Annotated in this window: 13 protein-coding genes; 10 read left to right on the plus strand and 3 right to left on the minus strand. The window is 71.8% G+C overall.

Annotated elements, in window-relative coordinates:
• The first annotated feature begins 58 nt into the window (after nt 1-58).
• Nucleotides 59-1,129 carry an ATP-dependent DNA ligase gene (locus AB0I51_RS21140; protein ID WP_362977250.1) on the plus strand — a complete coding sequence of 357 codons (1,071 nt, stop codon included), beginning with the start codon at nt 59-61 and terminating at the stop codon, nt 1,127-1,129.
• Between the two features lie 125 nt (nt 1,130-1,254).
• Nucleotides 1,255-2,247, plus strand: coding sequence for a DUF3048 domain-containing protein (locus AB0I51_RS21145; RefSeq protein WP_362977252.1), 993 nt, complete (start codon nt 1,255-1,257; stop codon nt 2,245-2,247).
• Between the two features lie 17 nt (nt 2,248-2,264).
• On the opposite strand, the gene AB0I51_RS21150 is transcribed toward AB0I51_RS21145, so the two are convergent.
• Complete coding sequence (locus AB0I51_RS21150) at nt 2,265-2,729, minus strand: MarR family transcriptional regulator (protein WP_362977254.1); 465 nt, start codon at nt 2,727-2,729, stop codon at nt 2,265-2,267.
• Between the two features lie 234 nt (nt 2,730-2,963).
• Here AB0I51_RS21150 and AB0I51_RS21155 point away from each other — a divergent pair, with 234 nt between their 5' ends.
• Genes AB0I51_RS21155 through pcaD form a run of 7 tightly spaced genes read left to right on the plus strand, consistent with a single transcriptional unit; the run spans nt 2,964 to nt 9,407 of the window.
• Nucleotides 2,964-3,725 (plus strand): CoA transferase subunit A, encoded by a 762-nt coding sequence (locus AB0I51_RS21155; RefSeq protein WP_362977255.1) that lies wholly within the window; start codon nt 2,964-2,966, stop codon nt 3,723-3,725.
• Complete coding sequence (locus AB0I51_RS21160) at nt 3,725-4,369, plus strand: CoA transferase subunit B (RefSeq protein WP_362977257.1); 645 nt, start codon at nt 3,725-3,727, stop codon at nt 4,367-4,369. The genes AB0I51_RS21155 and AB0I51_RS21160 overlap by 1 nt, the downstream gene beginning before the upstream one ends.
• On the plus strand, nt 4,366-5,568 hold the full coding sequence (locus AB0I51_RS21165; RefSeq protein WP_362977259.1) for a thiolase family protein: 1,203 nt from the start codon (nt 4,366-4,368) through the stop codon (nt 5,566-5,568). The genes AB0I51_RS21160 and AB0I51_RS21165 overlap by 4 nt, the downstream gene beginning before the upstream one ends.
• 7 nt (nt 5,569-5,575) lie before the next feature.
• A complete protein-coding gene (gene pcaH, locus AB0I51_RS21170) occupies nt 5,576-6,349 on the plus strand; it encodes a protocatechuate 3,4-dioxygenase subunit beta (RefSeq protein ID WP_362977261.1) in 774 nt (257 codons plus the stop codon).
• A 6-nt stretch (nt 6,350-6,355) separates the two neighbouring features.
• A complete protein-coding gene (gene pcaG, locus AB0I51_RS21175) occupies nt 6,356-6,961 on the plus strand; it encodes a protocatechuate 3,4-dioxygenase subunit alpha (protein WP_362977263.1) in 606 nt (201 codons plus the stop codon).
• Nucleotides 6,958-8,292 carry a 3-carboxy-cis,cis-muconate cycloisomerase gene (pcaB, locus tag AB0I51_RS21180; RefSeq protein ID WP_362977265.1) on the plus strand — a complete coding sequence of 445 codons (1,335 nt, stop codon included), beginning with the start codon at nt 6,958-6,960 and terminating at the stop codon, nt 8,290-8,292. Before pcaG ends, pcaB begins: the two co-directional genes overlap by 4 nt.
• The gene (gene pcaD, locus AB0I51_RS21185; RefSeq protein ID WP_362977267.1) at nt 8,289-9,407 is read left to right on the plus strand and encodes a 3-oxoadipate enol-lactonase; all 1,119 of its coding nucleotides are present in this window, start codon (nt 8,289-8,291) and stop codon (nt 9,405-9,407) included. The genes pcaB and pcaD overlap by 4 nt, the downstream gene beginning before the upstream one ends.
• A 69-nt stretch (nt 9,408-9,476) precedes the next feature.
• Here pcaD and AB0I51_RS21190 read toward each other — a convergent pair whose 3' ends face one another.
• Complete coding sequence (locus AB0I51_RS21190; RefSeq protein ID WP_362977269.1) at nt 9,477-12,161, minus strand: AAA family ATPase; 2,685 nt, start codon at nt 12,159-12,161, stop codon at nt 9,477-9,479.
• Nucleotides 12,162-12,483: 322 nt separating this feature from the next.
• Here AB0I51_RS21190 and AB0I51_RS21195 point away from each other — a divergent pair, with 322 nt between their 5' ends.
• On the plus strand, nt 12,484-13,509 hold the full coding sequence (locus tag AB0I51_RS21195) for a DUF2510 domain-containing protein (protein WP_362977271.1): 1,026 nt from the start codon (nt 12,484-12,486) through the stop codon (nt 13,507-13,509).
• A gap of 153 nt (nt 13,510-13,662) precedes the next feature.
• Here the strand turns inward: AB0I51_RS21195 and AB0I51_RS21200 are convergent, their stop codons facing one another.
• Nucleotides 13,663-14,277: a TetR/AcrR family transcriptional regulator C-terminal ligand-binding domain-containing protein gene (locus AB0I51_RS21200; protein WP_362977273.1), complete on the minus strand. Its 615-nt coding sequence runs from the start codon at nt 14,275-14,277 to the stop codon at nt 13,663-13,665.
• Nucleotides 14,278-14,480 lie beyond the last annotated feature (203 nt).

The following is a 14,480-nucleotide window of genomic DNA, read 5'->3' on the forward strand; positions in this document are numbered from 1 at the left end:
CGCCGTCCGAACATTGCATACCGGGCGACAAGCGGCGTACGAGCGCAGAATCGGAACCATGGATCTGCCGGTGATGCCACCCGTGAAGCCGATGCTCGCCAAGTCGGTGGCGAGGATTCCGCCGGGCATGCACTACGAGGCGAAGTGGGACGGCTTCCGGGCGATCGTGTTCCGCGACGGCGCCGAGGTCGAGTTGGGCAGCCGTACCGGAAAGCCGTTGACCAGGTACTTTCCCGAGCTGGTCGAGGCGCTGAAGGAGCGGGTGCCGGAGCGTTGCGTGCTGGACGGCGAGATCGTGGTCGCGCGGGAGGGGCGGCTCGACTTCGACGCGCTGACCGAGCGAATCCACCCGGCCGACTCGCGGGTGCGGACGCTGGCCGAGCGGACCCCGGCCTCCTTCGTCGCCTTCGACCTGCTGGCCCTGGCCGACGAGTCCCTCGTGGACGTACCGCTCGCCGACCGCAGGTCACTCCTCGCCCGGGCACTGTCGGCCGTGACCGCGCCCGTGCATCTGGCGCCCGCGACCACCGACATCGAGGTGGCGCGGCGGTGGTTCGAGCAGTACGAGGGGGCCGGGCTCGACGGTGTCGTGGCGAAGCCGCTGGATCTGCGCTACCGCCAGGACGAGCGCGCCATGTTCAAGATCAAGCACGAGCGGACGGCGGACGTGGTGGTCGCCGGGTACCGCCTCCACAAGAGCGGACCCGTGGTGGGCTCCCTCCTGCTCGGTCTCTACGACGACCACGGCGCCCTGCAGCACGTGGGTGTGTCGGCCGCCTTCACCATGAAGCGGCGCGCCGAGCTGATCGAGGAGCTGGAGCCGCTGCGCATGGACGATCCCGCGGGGCATCCGTGGGCGGCCTGGGCGGAGGAGGCCGCCCACGAGAGCGCCCGGCTGCCGGGGGCGCCGAGCCGCTGGTCGGGCAAGAAGGACCTCTCCTGGGTGCCGCTGCGGCCGGAGCGGGTGGCCGAGGTGGCGTACGACCACATGGAGAACGGCGCGCGCTTCCGGCACACGGCGCGTTTCCGCCGCTGGCGCCCGGACCGCACGCCCGAGAGCTGTACCTACGCACAGCTGGAGGAGCCGGTCCGCTACGACCTCGCGGAGATCCTCGGCCCGCCGGACTGACACCTTCCGGATCTTCGGTGGGCCGATCGGCCCATTCGACGCGCACAATCACAACCGAGCGGGTATGGCCACCAATGAACTTATAAGCGCACAATCGAAAACACAGACTGGTGGCAACGGTGGGCATGGGACAGAAGGCGCCCCGGCGTCGCGGCGCGAGACGAGCGGCGCTGCTGGCCGCCACGATGACGGCCTCCCTCGCGGTGGGCTGCACGGCGCATCACGGCGGCACGGCCGACGACGGACGCGGACGGAGCCAGTCCCCGACGCAGAGCCCGAGCTCCGGCGGCACGGTCGCCCCCGCCGCCGGTCCGGTGCTCGCGGTGAAGATCGACAACGTGCCCGCGGCCCGGCCGCAGACGGGCCTGGACTCGGCGGACATCGTCTACGCCGAGCAGGTCGAGGGCGGACTGAGCCGGCTGATGGCGGTGTTCGCCACCAAGCTGCCCAAGTCCGTCGGACCGGTGCGCAGCGCCCGTGTGTCCGATCTGGAGCTGCTGCGCCAGTTCGACGACCCGACGCTCGCCTTCTCCGGGGCGCAGCACAAGCTGCTGCCGCTGATCGCCAAGGCACCGCTGCGGTCCGCGTCGCCCGACGAGGTGGCGAGCGCCTACTACCGGGGTGTCGACAAGTCCGCCCCCCACAACCTCTACCTCCACCCGGGCAAGCTGCTCTCCGCCGCCCCCGGCGCGGCGGCCCTGACCACAGGTTTCCACTACGGCGCGCCCCCCGCGGGCGGCCGGGCCACCACCTCCCGCACGGTGCGCTATCCGGCGGCCCGCTTCACCTTCACCTGGTCCGGGTCCCAGCACCGCTGGCTGGTCACGGAGGACGGCACACCCACCGTGACGACCGCCGGCAAGCGGCTGGCCCCGGCGACGGTCGTGATCCAGTACGTGAAGATCCGCAGGTCCGCCTACCACGACGTGCTCGGCAACAACACGCCGTACACCGTGACCGTCGGCTCCGGGAAGGCGGACGTGCTGAGGGACGGCCGTACCTACAGCGTCGACTGGAAGCGGCCGGAGGCGACGGACGGAACGGAGTTCACCACCCCCGACGGCACACCCGTGAACTTCGCCAAGGGCCAGGTCTGGGTGGTGTTCGCGAAGGCCTGACAGCGACGGCCCGGGGGTCAGCGGCGGGCGGCGAGGGGCTCCGTGGGGTTGCGGAGTCCCTCGGCCGCGTCCGACACGCGTTGGATGAGGTCGAGGAAGACGCCCTGTTCCTCCGCGGAGAGGGGGGCCAGGAAGATCTGGTTCATCCGGGCCGTGCGGACGGCGAGCTTGCGGTGGACGCGCCGGCCGTCGTCGGTGAGGCAGAGCACGAAACGGCGGCCGTCGTGCGCGTCACGTACCTTGTCGAGGAGGCCTCGGCCGCTCAGCCGGCTGATCACCTCGGCGACGGTCGACCGGTCCAGGCCCACCCGCTCGCCCACGGTGCGCTGGTCGAGCCCCGGTTCGGCGACGAGCGCGTTGAGCACCGCGAACTGCGGCGAGGTGATCTCCTCGGAGACCATCGTGTTCCACAGCAGGTAGTGCGCCTGCTGGAGCCGCCGGGCGAGGTGCCCGGGGTGGATGGTGAGGTCCACCGCGCCCATGTGCCCTCCCGAAGTCATATTCGTCCGTGCACTGAACGATACCCGGGGGTCCTGGGGCCGAGTCCAGGCCTGTGCACGGAGCCGACCTGGTGCTTCTCCCAGGTCTTGACGAGAGGGCCCCGCAGTGGCAGCGTGAAGGAAACTTCACCGAAATGCTCAGTGCCCTGACGAACTGCGGCGAGCTGAATCGCATGGACTGCCGACCGGGCGCTCGGACGGGACGGAGCTACACGGATGGACAAAGTGGTCGCCACAGCCCTGGAGGCAGTGGCCGATGTGCCGGACGGAGCGACACTGGCCGTCGGCGGCTTCGGGCTGAGCGGTGTACCGAACGTGCTGATCCAGGCGCTGTACGAGCGCGGGGTCGGCTCGCTGGGCGTGGTCTCCAACAACTGCGGGGCGCTGGAGTCGGGCCTCGCCGTACTGCTGGCCGCCGGCCGGATCGCCCGGGTGACCGGCTCCTACATCGGCGCCAACAAGGAGTTCGCCCGCCAGTACCTGGCCGGGGAGCTGGAGGTCGAGCTGATCCCCCAGGGCACCCTCGCGGAGCGGCTGCGCGCGGGCGGGGCGGGCATCCCCGCCTTCTACACCCCGGCGGGGGTCGGCACCCAGGTCGCCGAGGGCGGACTGCCCTGGCGCTACGACGGCTCCGGCGGCGTCTCGCTCGCCTCCCCGCCGAAGGAGGTACGGGACTTCGACGGCACCGAGTACGTGCTGGAGCGCGGCATCCGCACCGACTTCGCCCTGGTACGGGCCGCGAAGGGCGACCGGCACGGCAATCTGGTCTTCAACAAGTCCACCCGGAACTTCAACCCCCTCGCGGCGATGGCCGGCAGGGTCACGATCGCCGAGGTCGAGGAACTGGTCGAGCCCGGCGAGATCGACCCGGACGCGGTGCACCTGCCCGGGATCTTCGTGCAGCGGGTGGTGGCCCTCAGCCCCGAACAGGCCGCCGACAAGCGGATCGAGCAGCGGACAGTGACGGTGAGCGGCTGATGGCCTGGACACGTGAAGAGATGGCGGCCCGCGCGGCACGCGAACTTGCAGACGGGCAGTACGTCAATCTCGGCATCGGCCTGCCGACCCTGATCCCCAACTACCTCCCGCCGGGCGTCGAGGTGATCCTCGAATCCGAGAACGGCATCCTGGGCACCGGCCCGTATCCGACCGAGGACCAGGTCGACCCCGACCTCATCAACGCCGGCAAGGAGACGGTGACGGTCCTGCCCGGCGCCTCCTTCTTCGACTCCTCGCTCTCCTTCGGAATGATCCGGGGCGGGCACATCGACGTCGCCGTACTGGGCGCGATGCAGGTCTCCGCCGGGGGCGACCTCGCCAACTGGGCGATCCCCGGCAAGCTGATCACCGGGATCGGCGGGGCGATGGACCTCGTCCACGGCGCCCGCACGGTCATCGTCGTCATGACCCATGTCGCCAAGGACGGCTCCCCGAAGATCCTCAAGGAGTGCGCGCTGCCGCTCACCGGCAAGGCGTGCGTGAACCGGGTCATCACCGATCTCGGCGTGCTCGACGTGACATCCGAGGGACTGGTGCTGACCGAGACCGCGCCCGGTGTGACCGTCGAGGAGATCGTCGCCAGGACCGACGCCGAACTCACCATCACGGAGGGCCTGTTGTGAACACGGTCTACATCGTCGACGCCGTCCGCACCCCGTTCGGCAAGTACAACGGCGGCCTCGCCCCGGTCCGCCCCGACGACCTGGCGGCCCACGCCATCCGCGAACTCCTCGCCCGCACCCCGGACCTGGACCCGGCCCGCATCGAGGACGTCTACTTCGGCAACGCCAACGGCGCCGGCGAGGAGAACCGCGACGTGGCCCGCATGGCCGGCCTCCTCGCGGGCCTGCCCACCTCGGTGCCGGGCGTGACCGTCAACCGGCTGTGCGCCTCCGGCCTGGAGGCGGTCGTCCAGGCCGCCCGCGCGATCACGGTCGGGGACGCCTCCATCGCCGTGGCGGGCGGGGTGGAGTCGATGACCCGCGCACCGTACGTCCTGCCCAAGTCGGACCGCCCCTTCCCGGCCGGGCACACCGAGTTGTACTCGACCACGCTCGGCTGGCGCATGGTCAACCCGGCCATGAACCCGCAGTGGACCATCCCGCTCGGCGAGAGCGCGGAGCTGATCGCCGACAAGCACAAGATCAACCGCGAGCAGCAGGACGAGTTCGCGCTCGCCAGCCACAAGAAGGCGGCCGACGCGCAGGCCGCGGGCCTCTTCGACGGCGAGATCGCCGCCGTCCCGGTCCCGCAGCGCAAGGGCGACCCGGTCGCCTTCGCCGCCGACGAATGCGTACGATCCGACGCCTCCCTGGCGGCGATGGCCAGGCTCAGGCCGTCGTTCCGCACGGAGAGCGGGACCGTGACCGCGGGCAACGCCTCGCCGCTCAACGACGGTGCCGCCGCCCTGCTGCTGACCGACGAGGAAGGCCTCAGGGCCACCGGCCGTCAGCCCCTGGCCCGGGTCTCGGCGACCGGTGTGCACGCACTCGACCCGGACTACTTCGGACTCGCCCCCGTCGAGGCCGTGAACCGCGCACTCGCCAAGGCGGGCAAGGGATTTGACGATCTGTCAGTCCTTGAACTCAACGAGGCCTTCGCCGCCCAGGTCCTCGGATGTGTCGCCGAATGGCCCGAGTTCGACCCGGCGATCCTCAACCCGCAGGGCGGCGCCATCGCCCTCGGCCACCCCCTCGGCGCCTCCGGTGCCCGGCTCGCCGGCACCGTCGCCCACCAACTCGCCCGCAAGGGCTCGGGAGTCGGTGTCGCCACCCTCTGCATCGGCGTGGGCCAGGGCCTCGCCCTCGTCCTGGAACGGTAGGAACCCCATGGCTCTCACCCAGCACGACATCGACCTCGAAATAGCGGCCGAGCACGCGGCGTACGAGAAGCGGGTCGCGGACGGCGCCCCGGTCGAGCACCACCCGCGCCGCGACTACGCCCCCTACCGCTCCTCACTGCTGCGCCACCCGAAACAGCCGCCGGTCACCATCGACGTCTCCAAGGACCCGGAGCTGGTGGAACTCGCCTCGCCCGCGTTCGGCGAGCGGGACATCACCGAGATCGACAACGACCTGACCCGCCGGCACAACGGGGAGCCGATCGGTGAGCGGATCACCGTCTCCGGGCGGCTGTTGGACCGCGACGGGCGGCCGGTCCGCGGTCAGTTGGTGGAGATCTGGCAGGCGAACTCGGCCGGCCGCTACGCGCACCAGCGCGAGCAGCACGACGCCCCGCTGGACCCCAACTTCACCGGTGTCGGGCGCACGTTGACCGACGACGAGGGCGGGTACCACTTCACGACGATCCAGCCGGGCCCCTACCCCTGGCGCAACCACGTCAACGCCTGGCGTCCGGCGCACATCCACTTCTCGATGTTCGGCACGGCTTTCACGCAGCGCCTCGTGACGCAGATGTACTTCCCGAGCGATCCGCTGTTCCCCTACGACCCGATCATCCAGTCGGTGACGGACGACGCGGCCCGGCAGCGCCTCGTCGCGACCTACGACCACAGCCTGTCCGTGCCCGAGTTCTCGATGGGCTACCACTGGGACATCGTGCTCGACGGCCCGCACGCCACCTGGATCGAAGAAGGACGCTGACCCGCCATGACGAAGATCGACACGAGCCGCCCGGAGTCCGTGCTGCCGACCCCGTCGCACACGGTCGGCCCCTTCTACGGCTACGCGCTGCCCTTCCCCGGCGGCGGTGACATCGCACCGGTCGGGCACCCGGACACGATCACCGTCCATGGGTACGTGTACGACGGCGAGGGCAGGCCGCTGCCGGACGCCTTCGTGGAGTTGTGGGGTCCCGACCCCGACGGCAACCTGTCCACGACCGACGGTTCGATCCGGCGCGACCCGGCGAGCGGCGGCTATCTCGGCCGCAACGGTGTGGAGTTCACCGGCTGGGGCCGCATCCAGACCGACGCCAACGGCCACTGGTACGCGCGGACACTGCGGCCCGGCGCACGCGGGCGGAACGCCCCGTACCTGAGCGTGTGCGTCTTCGCGCGCGGACTGCTGGTGCACCTGTTCACCCGCATCTACCTCCCAGGCGACGAGGCCGCGCCGGCCGCGGACCCGCTGCTGTCCGGGCTGGATGCGGCGCGGCGCGACACGCTGATCGCGCAGGACGAAGGCAGGGGCACATACCGTTTCGACATCCGCCTTCAGGGCGAAGGCGAGACGGTCTTCCTGGAGTTCCAGTGACTTTTGCCGACCCGTCGGACACCGGCCTGCTCGCCCCCGGGTGGGCCGGCTCCCCCGCCGCGTCCGCGACCGGCGACACCGCCTATCTACGGGCCCTGCTCGAAGCGGAGGCCGCGCTCACCCGCGCCCAGACGGCACTGGGGCTCGCCCCCGCCGAGGCCGCGACGGCGGTCACGGCCGCGGCCGACGTGGACCGCTTCGACGTACGGTCCCTCGCGGAGCGCGCCCGCGGCGGCGGGAACCCGGTGATCCCGCTGGTCGCCGATCTGACGAAGGCGGTCGGCGCGGAGTACGGCCCCTATGTCCACCGGGGCGCGACCAGCCAGGACATCATGGACACCGCGACGATGCTGGTCGCCGCCCGCACCCTGGACCTGGTCCTGGCCGACCTCACGCGTACGGAGGTCGCGCTGGTGGTGCTGGCCGCCGCCCACCGCGACACCGCGCTGCCGGGCCGCACGCTCACCCAGCACGCCGTACCGACGGCCTTCGGGCTGAAGGCCGCCGGGTGGCGGTCGCTGGTACTCGACGCACGGGACCGGGTGCAGGTCGTGCGGAGCACGCTGCCCGTCCAACTCGGGGGTGCGGCGGGTACGTTGGCGGCCTTCGTCGCGTACGGCGCCGAGGACCCGCTCGCCCTGCCGGACGCGTACGCCCGTGAACTCGGCCTGGCCGCGCCGCTGTTGCCCTGGCACACACTGCGCACGCCGATCGCCGATCTCGCCGGGTGCCTGGCCTTCACGGCGGGGGCACTGGGCAAGCTCGCCGCCGATGTGCTCGTCCTGGGCCGCACCGAGATCGCCGAGGTCTCGGAGGGCAGCGGTGGGGGTTCGTCGACCATGCCGCACAAGGCGAATCCCGTACGGTCCACACTGATCGCCGCCGCCGCGCGGCAGGCACCCCAGCTCGCGGCCGTCCTCTACGGCTCGCTGGTCGCCGAGGACGAGCGGCCGGCCGGAGCCTGGCACGCCGAGTGGGAGCCGCTCAGGGAGCTGCTGCGGCTGGTCGGCGGTGCGGCGCGCGATGGAGCCGAACTGGCCGAGGGGCTGCGGGTGCACCCGGACGTGATGCGTGAACACCTCGATGTCACCCATGGGTTGATCGTCTCCGAGCGGCTGTCGGCCGAACTGGCAGCGCTGCTCGGCCGGGCCCGGGCGAAGGAGCTGCTCACGGAGGTCGCCCGGCGGGCATACACCACAGACCGCCCCCTGGCCGAACTGCTCGCCGGGGAGCCGGAGTTGAAGGGCCTCGACCTCTCCGCCCTCACCGACCCCGCCCGCTACACGGGTTCCGCCGGAGCCCTCACCGACCGTGCGCTGGAGCGACGTTGACCGAGAAGCTGCTCAACTTCCGTGCCGAGGGGCCCGCTTCCGCTCCCCCGCTGCTGCTCGGGCCCTCGCTGGGCACGTCGTACGCCCTGTGGGACAAGGTCGCGCCCGAGCTGTCCATCACCCACCGGGTGATCCGCTGGGACCTGCCCGGACACGGTGGTTCGGCACCCGGTCTTATCGGTCCCGGGGCGACCGTCGGTGACCTCGCCGGCCTGGTGCTCGCGCTCGCCGACTCCCTCGGGATCGGGCAATTCGCCTACGCGGGTGTGTCGTTGGGCGGTGCGGTCGGTCTGCATCTCGCCGCGCACCACCCGGAGCGGGTGTCGTCGCTGGCCGTGATCTGTTCCTCGGCGCACTTCAACGGGTCGAAGCCGTGGGAGGAACGGGCCGCGCGGGTGCGGAGCGAGGGGCTGGACTGGCTGGCCGAGAACGCGAACTCCCGTTGGTTCACGCCCGGGTTCACCGTGCCGGAGCTGGTGGCCGACCAGCGGGCCGCCGACCCGGCCGCGTACGCCGCGTGCTGTGACGCGCTGGCCGCGTACGACCTGCGTGAACTGCTCCCCGGGATCGGCGCGCGCACGCTTGTGATCGCCGGGCGCGAGGACCCGGCGACGCCGCCGGCGCATCTGCGGGAGATCGCCGACGCGGTGCCCGGCGCGGCCCTGGTCGAGATTCCGGGCGCCTCGCATCTGGCGCCCGCGCAGTGCCCGGAGGCCGTCCTCACGGCGCTGCGCGCGCACCTGGACGGGGGCGCGAGGCGGGGAATGACCGTACGGCGTGAGGTGCTCGGCGACGAGCACGTGGACCGGGCGCAGGCCCGGCAGACTCCTTTCACCGCGCGCTTCCAGGACTTCATCTCGCGGTACGCGTGGGGCGAGATCTGGACCGACACCACGTTGTCGCGGCGCGAGCGGAGCATGGTCACGCTGACCGCGTTGATCGCGCACGGGCATTACGACGAGTTGGCCATGCATGTGCGGGCGGCTCGGCGCAATGGCCTCACGGCGGAGGAAATCGGCGCGGTGCTGTTGCAGAGTGCGGTGTACTGCGGGGTGCCTGCGGCGAACTCGGCGTTTGCTGTGGCGCAGCGGGTGTTGGAGGAAGAGGGCGACTGAGGGGGTGGGGCTGGTTGTCGTGCGTCGTCTGCGGGTTCGTCGTGGCTGGTCGCGCAGCCGAAGAACAACTCAACGCAACCCCCGCCCCGTCTCCAACACCTCCCGCGCCTGAGCCGCCAGGCCGTCCGCACCGCACGAACGGGCCAGGGTCAGGCCCCTGTTGAGTTCGGACACGGAACGGGCTGCGATGCCGTACTCGACGCGGGCCGCCGCATGCTCGTACTGGCAGGGCGAGGACTCCAGGTACGCAACAGCCTGCGCAGCGAGCCGTACCGCGCGCTGGCCGGTCTCCAGTGCGGCGGCGCAGCGCAGGGCCTCGCCGATGGCGGTGTCCGTGCCGAAGCGTTCGGCCCGGCGGCGGGCGTCGGAGGCGAGCTGGGCGGCGCGGGTCGGGTCCTCGACGGCGAGGGCCCGGGCGAGGTCGACGGCCCACGGGACCAGGACCGGGTTGTGATGGCTGCGTACGCTCGCCGCCTTCGCGGCCTGCTCCAGTTCGTTGATGCCGTCCTTGGTCCGGCCGACGGCGATCAGCAGCCGGCCGCGTACACAGCGCGGGTCGGGCAGCACGATGGTGGACGGGTACGGCGGTGCGAAGCCGTACTGTTCGGCGATCGCCCAGGCCTCCTCGACATGGCCGCGGGCGAGCAGCGTGTCGACCAGGTTGCAGGTCGCCGACCAGTACAGGGGCAGTCCGCGGCCGACCCGCTCGGCCAGCCGCAGGGACTCGCGCAGCGAGACCTCCGCCTCCCGGAGCCGGCCGCGCCTGCGCAGGCCGAGGCCGAGATAGGCGTGCGCCAGGGAGAGGTGGCCGCCGCTCCAGCCGGCCGACTCGTAGGCGCGCAGCGCTTCGTTGTACAGGCTCTCCGCGCGGTCCAGGCGGTCCGTGTAGGCGTAGGCGCTGGCCAGCATCATGAGGATTTCGAGGCCCCACTCGGTGTCGGTCCAGCCCAGGCCGGGGGCGAGCCGTCCGTTGACGAGAGCGCGGTCGCACACTTCGACGACCTCCTCGGCGTTCTCGCCGTGAGTCATGGCGTCGAAGCCGCGCAGGATGAGCAGGGCGCGCTCGGAGTTGTCGCGGCCGGTGCAGGTGGCGGCGAGTTCGGCGAGCCGCTCGGAGCGTCCCGGGGAGGTGCCCTCGCCCGCGTGGATGCCCTCCCACATGTACTGCACGGCCTGCAGCCGCATCCGGGCGGCGCCCGGTTCGTGCCGGGCGGCCTCCGCCTCGACGGTGCGGACGGCCTCCTCCAGCTGATCGTTGTGGGTCAGCGCCTGGGACAGCCGGAAGACGGCGTCCACGCGCGCCTGGCCTTCGAGGCCCGGCATGGCGAGGGCGCTCTGGATGTGGCCGATGGTGGTGGCGGGCGCGGTGAGCAGGGTGGCGCAGCCCAGTTCGTAGAGCACGCTCGCGTGGGTCTCGGCGAGCGGCGGCTCCACCAGGGCGCGCTCCAGACAGCGGCGGGCGGCGTCGGGGGCGCCGATGGAGAGGTGTTCCCTGGCGGCCTCGCGCAGCTGCTCGACGAGTTCCTGGTCCTCCTCCGGGTGCACCTGGAGGAGGTGCCGTGAGGCGGCCGCGGCGCCGCGCCCGGAGTCGGTGACGACCTGGGCGGCGATGCCGTGCATGGCCGTACGCCAGCCGCCGGGGATGGAGTCGTAGACGGCGCTGGCGATCAGCGGGTGGACGAACTCCAGCTCGCCGACGTCGGCCTGGGAGGCGGCGGGGTCGGGGATCGTGAGGATACGGGCGCTGCGCAGCAGTTCGGCGCAGCGGTCCGCCTCGTCGCCGGTGATGGTGGCGAGCCGGGCGACCAGTTTCACGGAGATGCCGGTGCCGAGGATGGCGGCGGCCCAGGCGAACCGGGTGGCCTCCGCGCCGAGTCCGTCGAGGCGGGCGACGAGTCCGCCGCCGCGCGAGGAGCGGTTCAGGGCGCGCAGTTCGGCGGCCGAGGCCTCGACCGGGTCGAGTTGGCTGTCCTGCACCTTGGCGAGGAGTTCGACGGTCTCGTACGGGTTGCCGCCGGTGACCGCCCACACCTCGCGGCAGAACGCGTCGTCGGCGTGCGGGCCGACGGTGGCGCGGGTGAGGCCGGCGGTCGCCGGCGGGGTCAGGGCGCTCAGCTGGGCGACGGGGTGGCCGGTGAGGGCGGCGATCGCGTCGAGATACCGGCCGCGTTCGCCGGGGATCTCGCCGGGCCTGCGGGCGACCACGACGAGGACGGACAGGTCGTCGAGGCGCTCGGCGAACGCGGCGAGCCAGCGCAGGGTCTCCTGGTCGGCCCAGTGGGCGTCGTCGATCAGCAGGACGAGGGGCCACTCGCGTTTGGCGAGTCTGCGGACGGCGGCGACCAGGCCGTCGCACACGCCCTGCGGGTCGGCCTGTCGCTCGCCGGGTTCGGCGATGCCGAGGGCGGGGCCCGCGATGTCGTACCAGTCGCCGAGGTACTCGCGCGCCTCCTCGGGCATCAGCGAGAGCAGTGCGGGCTGGAGCAGCTGCCGTACGACGTTGAAGGGGACGGACTTGAGGGTCTCGCCGCCGCGGGCCTGCCAGACCACGCAGTTGCGCTCCTCGGCGATGCGGCGGGTCTCCGCCAGGAGCGCGGTCTTCCCGAACCCCGCCTCGCCCCGGACGACCAGCAGACTGCCCGAGGACGACTGGTTCGCGCACAGGGCGTCGATCGCCTCCACCACGCCTGCGACCTCTTCGTCCCGCTCCCACAGGGAGGCCGAGGTGGCCTCCGGAGGCCGGTCCTCCGTCATCCCGATTCCTCCCCGAGTAGGCCGAACGACGTACAGACATCGAGCGTAGCCGTCCCGCTGCCGCGGCGGAGGGCGGTCCGGGCAGCTGTTGCCGTATCGGGTGACGGCGGGGTGCGCGGGCGTGACGAGCAGTCAGAAGGCGTCGAAATAGAGCCACTTTCGATCAATCACGTAACAGCGTGAACAGGCGTACCGCACTGTCCACCAACGGCGTCGGACGCGGCAGGCGAGGGCCGGGCCCGCGATCGCCGGCGGTGCCGGTGTCGCCGTCGCGGCCGGATCCTCTCATCCCGCTTTCACCGACGCCTCATACGGTAGGGACATGACGCAGGTGACTCCCCCCGGGTGGTACCCCGATCCCGGGCAGACGAATGACGGTCCCGCCACCGAGCGCTGGTGGGACGGCAAGGCATGGACGGACCGGACCCGCCCGGCCGGGTCGGCCGCCGAATGGGGTCCCCCGACCGAGCCGCCGTACCCCGGGGCGTACCCGGCGTATCCCGCGCAGCCCCCGGCCGCGCAGCGCCGCAATCTGCGCACCGGCATAGCCGTGGCGGTGGCCGTCGCGGTCCTGACGGCCATCGGTGTCGGTGCCTACGCGCTGTCCGGCAACGGCAACGGCAGCGGGAACGGCAACCAGGCCGGCACGCAGCAGGCGCCGAACGGACAGGGCGGCATCGGCGGCCAGGGCGGCCCCGAGGGGCAGGGCGGTACGGGCGGGCAGGGCAATCCCTTCGGCGGGTCCGGTGGGACTGGCGGGTCCGGTGGTACGGGCGGTGCGACACCCGCGCCCAGTCAGTCGGCGCAGCCGAAGGTCAAGGCCGGCGGCACGGTGACCGACTCGCTCGACGGCATCAGCTTCACCGTGCCGGCCGACTGGTACGGCCAGGTCGTCGAGGCAGGCGCATCGGTCACGTCGAACACGTCCTACAAGTGCCCCGGCAACACCGCCCAGACCTGCACCGACGGCGGGGCGTACTCGGCTCCCGCGATCGTCCTGGGCACGAAGGGCACCACGGCCGAGGAGGTCGCGAAGGCGGACATCGCCGCCAACGCCAAGGAGTCCTACGGCGGTACGACCTACGGCAGCATCACCTCGCACGAGGTGCTGGCGTCCAAGGCCGTCACCGTCGCCGGGCAGAAGGGCTACCTGGTGCGCTGGAAGGCGGTCACCAGCAAGGGCGCGGACGGCTACGTCGAGTCGCTCGCGTTCCCCTCGCCCGCGAGCACCGGTCAGATGGTCGTGGTCCGGTTCGGCGTCGACGTCGGGCAGAAGGAGTCCGTGATCGACGAGATCACCGCGGGCATCAAGGTGGCCTCGGGCGGCGGCGACGGCCAGACGATCTGATCCCGTTCCGCCCCCGGCAAAGAGTCGGCCGGGTGGGGGACCTCTCCGCTCAAGAGGAACCCCACCCGGCCGGGGGGTGCGCGCCGCCCCCGTCCCCACGGTGCGGCGCGACCAGGTCACCGTCCAGTCATCCCATGGACGGCGGCCTGATTCTCACGTCAGTCCGAGTGCGGGCAGCACCGCGGCCTCCACGAATCTGACGAGGTAGTCGGGGTCGGCGTAGCAGCCCTCCAGGACGGGGCGGGCCCGCAGGACGCCGAAGATCTGGGCGGGGACGTACGGCAGTGCCGGGTGGTCCGCCGGGATCTCGCCGCGCTCCACCCCGCGGCGCAGGATGTCCTCCAGCGCTTTGATCTCCGGGTGGACGAGCGCCTCGCGCAGTGCTTCGGCGAGTTCGCTGTCCTGGGTGACGGCGTGGCCGAGGGCCGAGACCAGCTTGGTGTCCTTCGCCGACCAGGCGCCCGCGGCCCGCGCCGCCTGGCGCAGGTCCTCCGCGAGGGAGCCGGTGTCGATGCCGGTGAAGTGCGCCCGGCGGTTGGCACGCAGCGCGGCGGCGACGAACTGGGGCTTGGTCCCCCACTGCCGGTACAGCGTGGACTTGCTGCACCGGGTGCTGCTGGCGACGCCCTCCATGCTGACGGAGTCGTAGCCGCATTCTCTTATCTGTTCGAGCACGGCGTCGAAGAACTCCCGCTCACGCTCGGGCGTGATCTTGGAGCGGCGCGAGGCGGCGACCGTGTCCGGTGCGTCCTCAGCCTGCGACGTCATGGCTCTTCCCCTCACTCGGCCCGCGGACCCGGGGTCCGCTCTCCAGTGTGTCTCGTTTCGCTATCGATACGCCAGTGTACCGGTACTCCACCGTATCGGTACCATCTCGTATCGGTACACTGTCGTATCGGAACGGACTCGTACCGATGAGTTCGGTCCGCCGGAAGGGTCACAAGCCCAGCCAGCACCACCACACGCACCAC

The organism is Streptomyces sp. NPDC050549, from assembly GCF_040655035.1.
Taxonomy (GTDB): Bacteria; Actinomycetota; Actinomycetes; order Streptomycetales; family Streptomycetaceae; genus Streptomyces.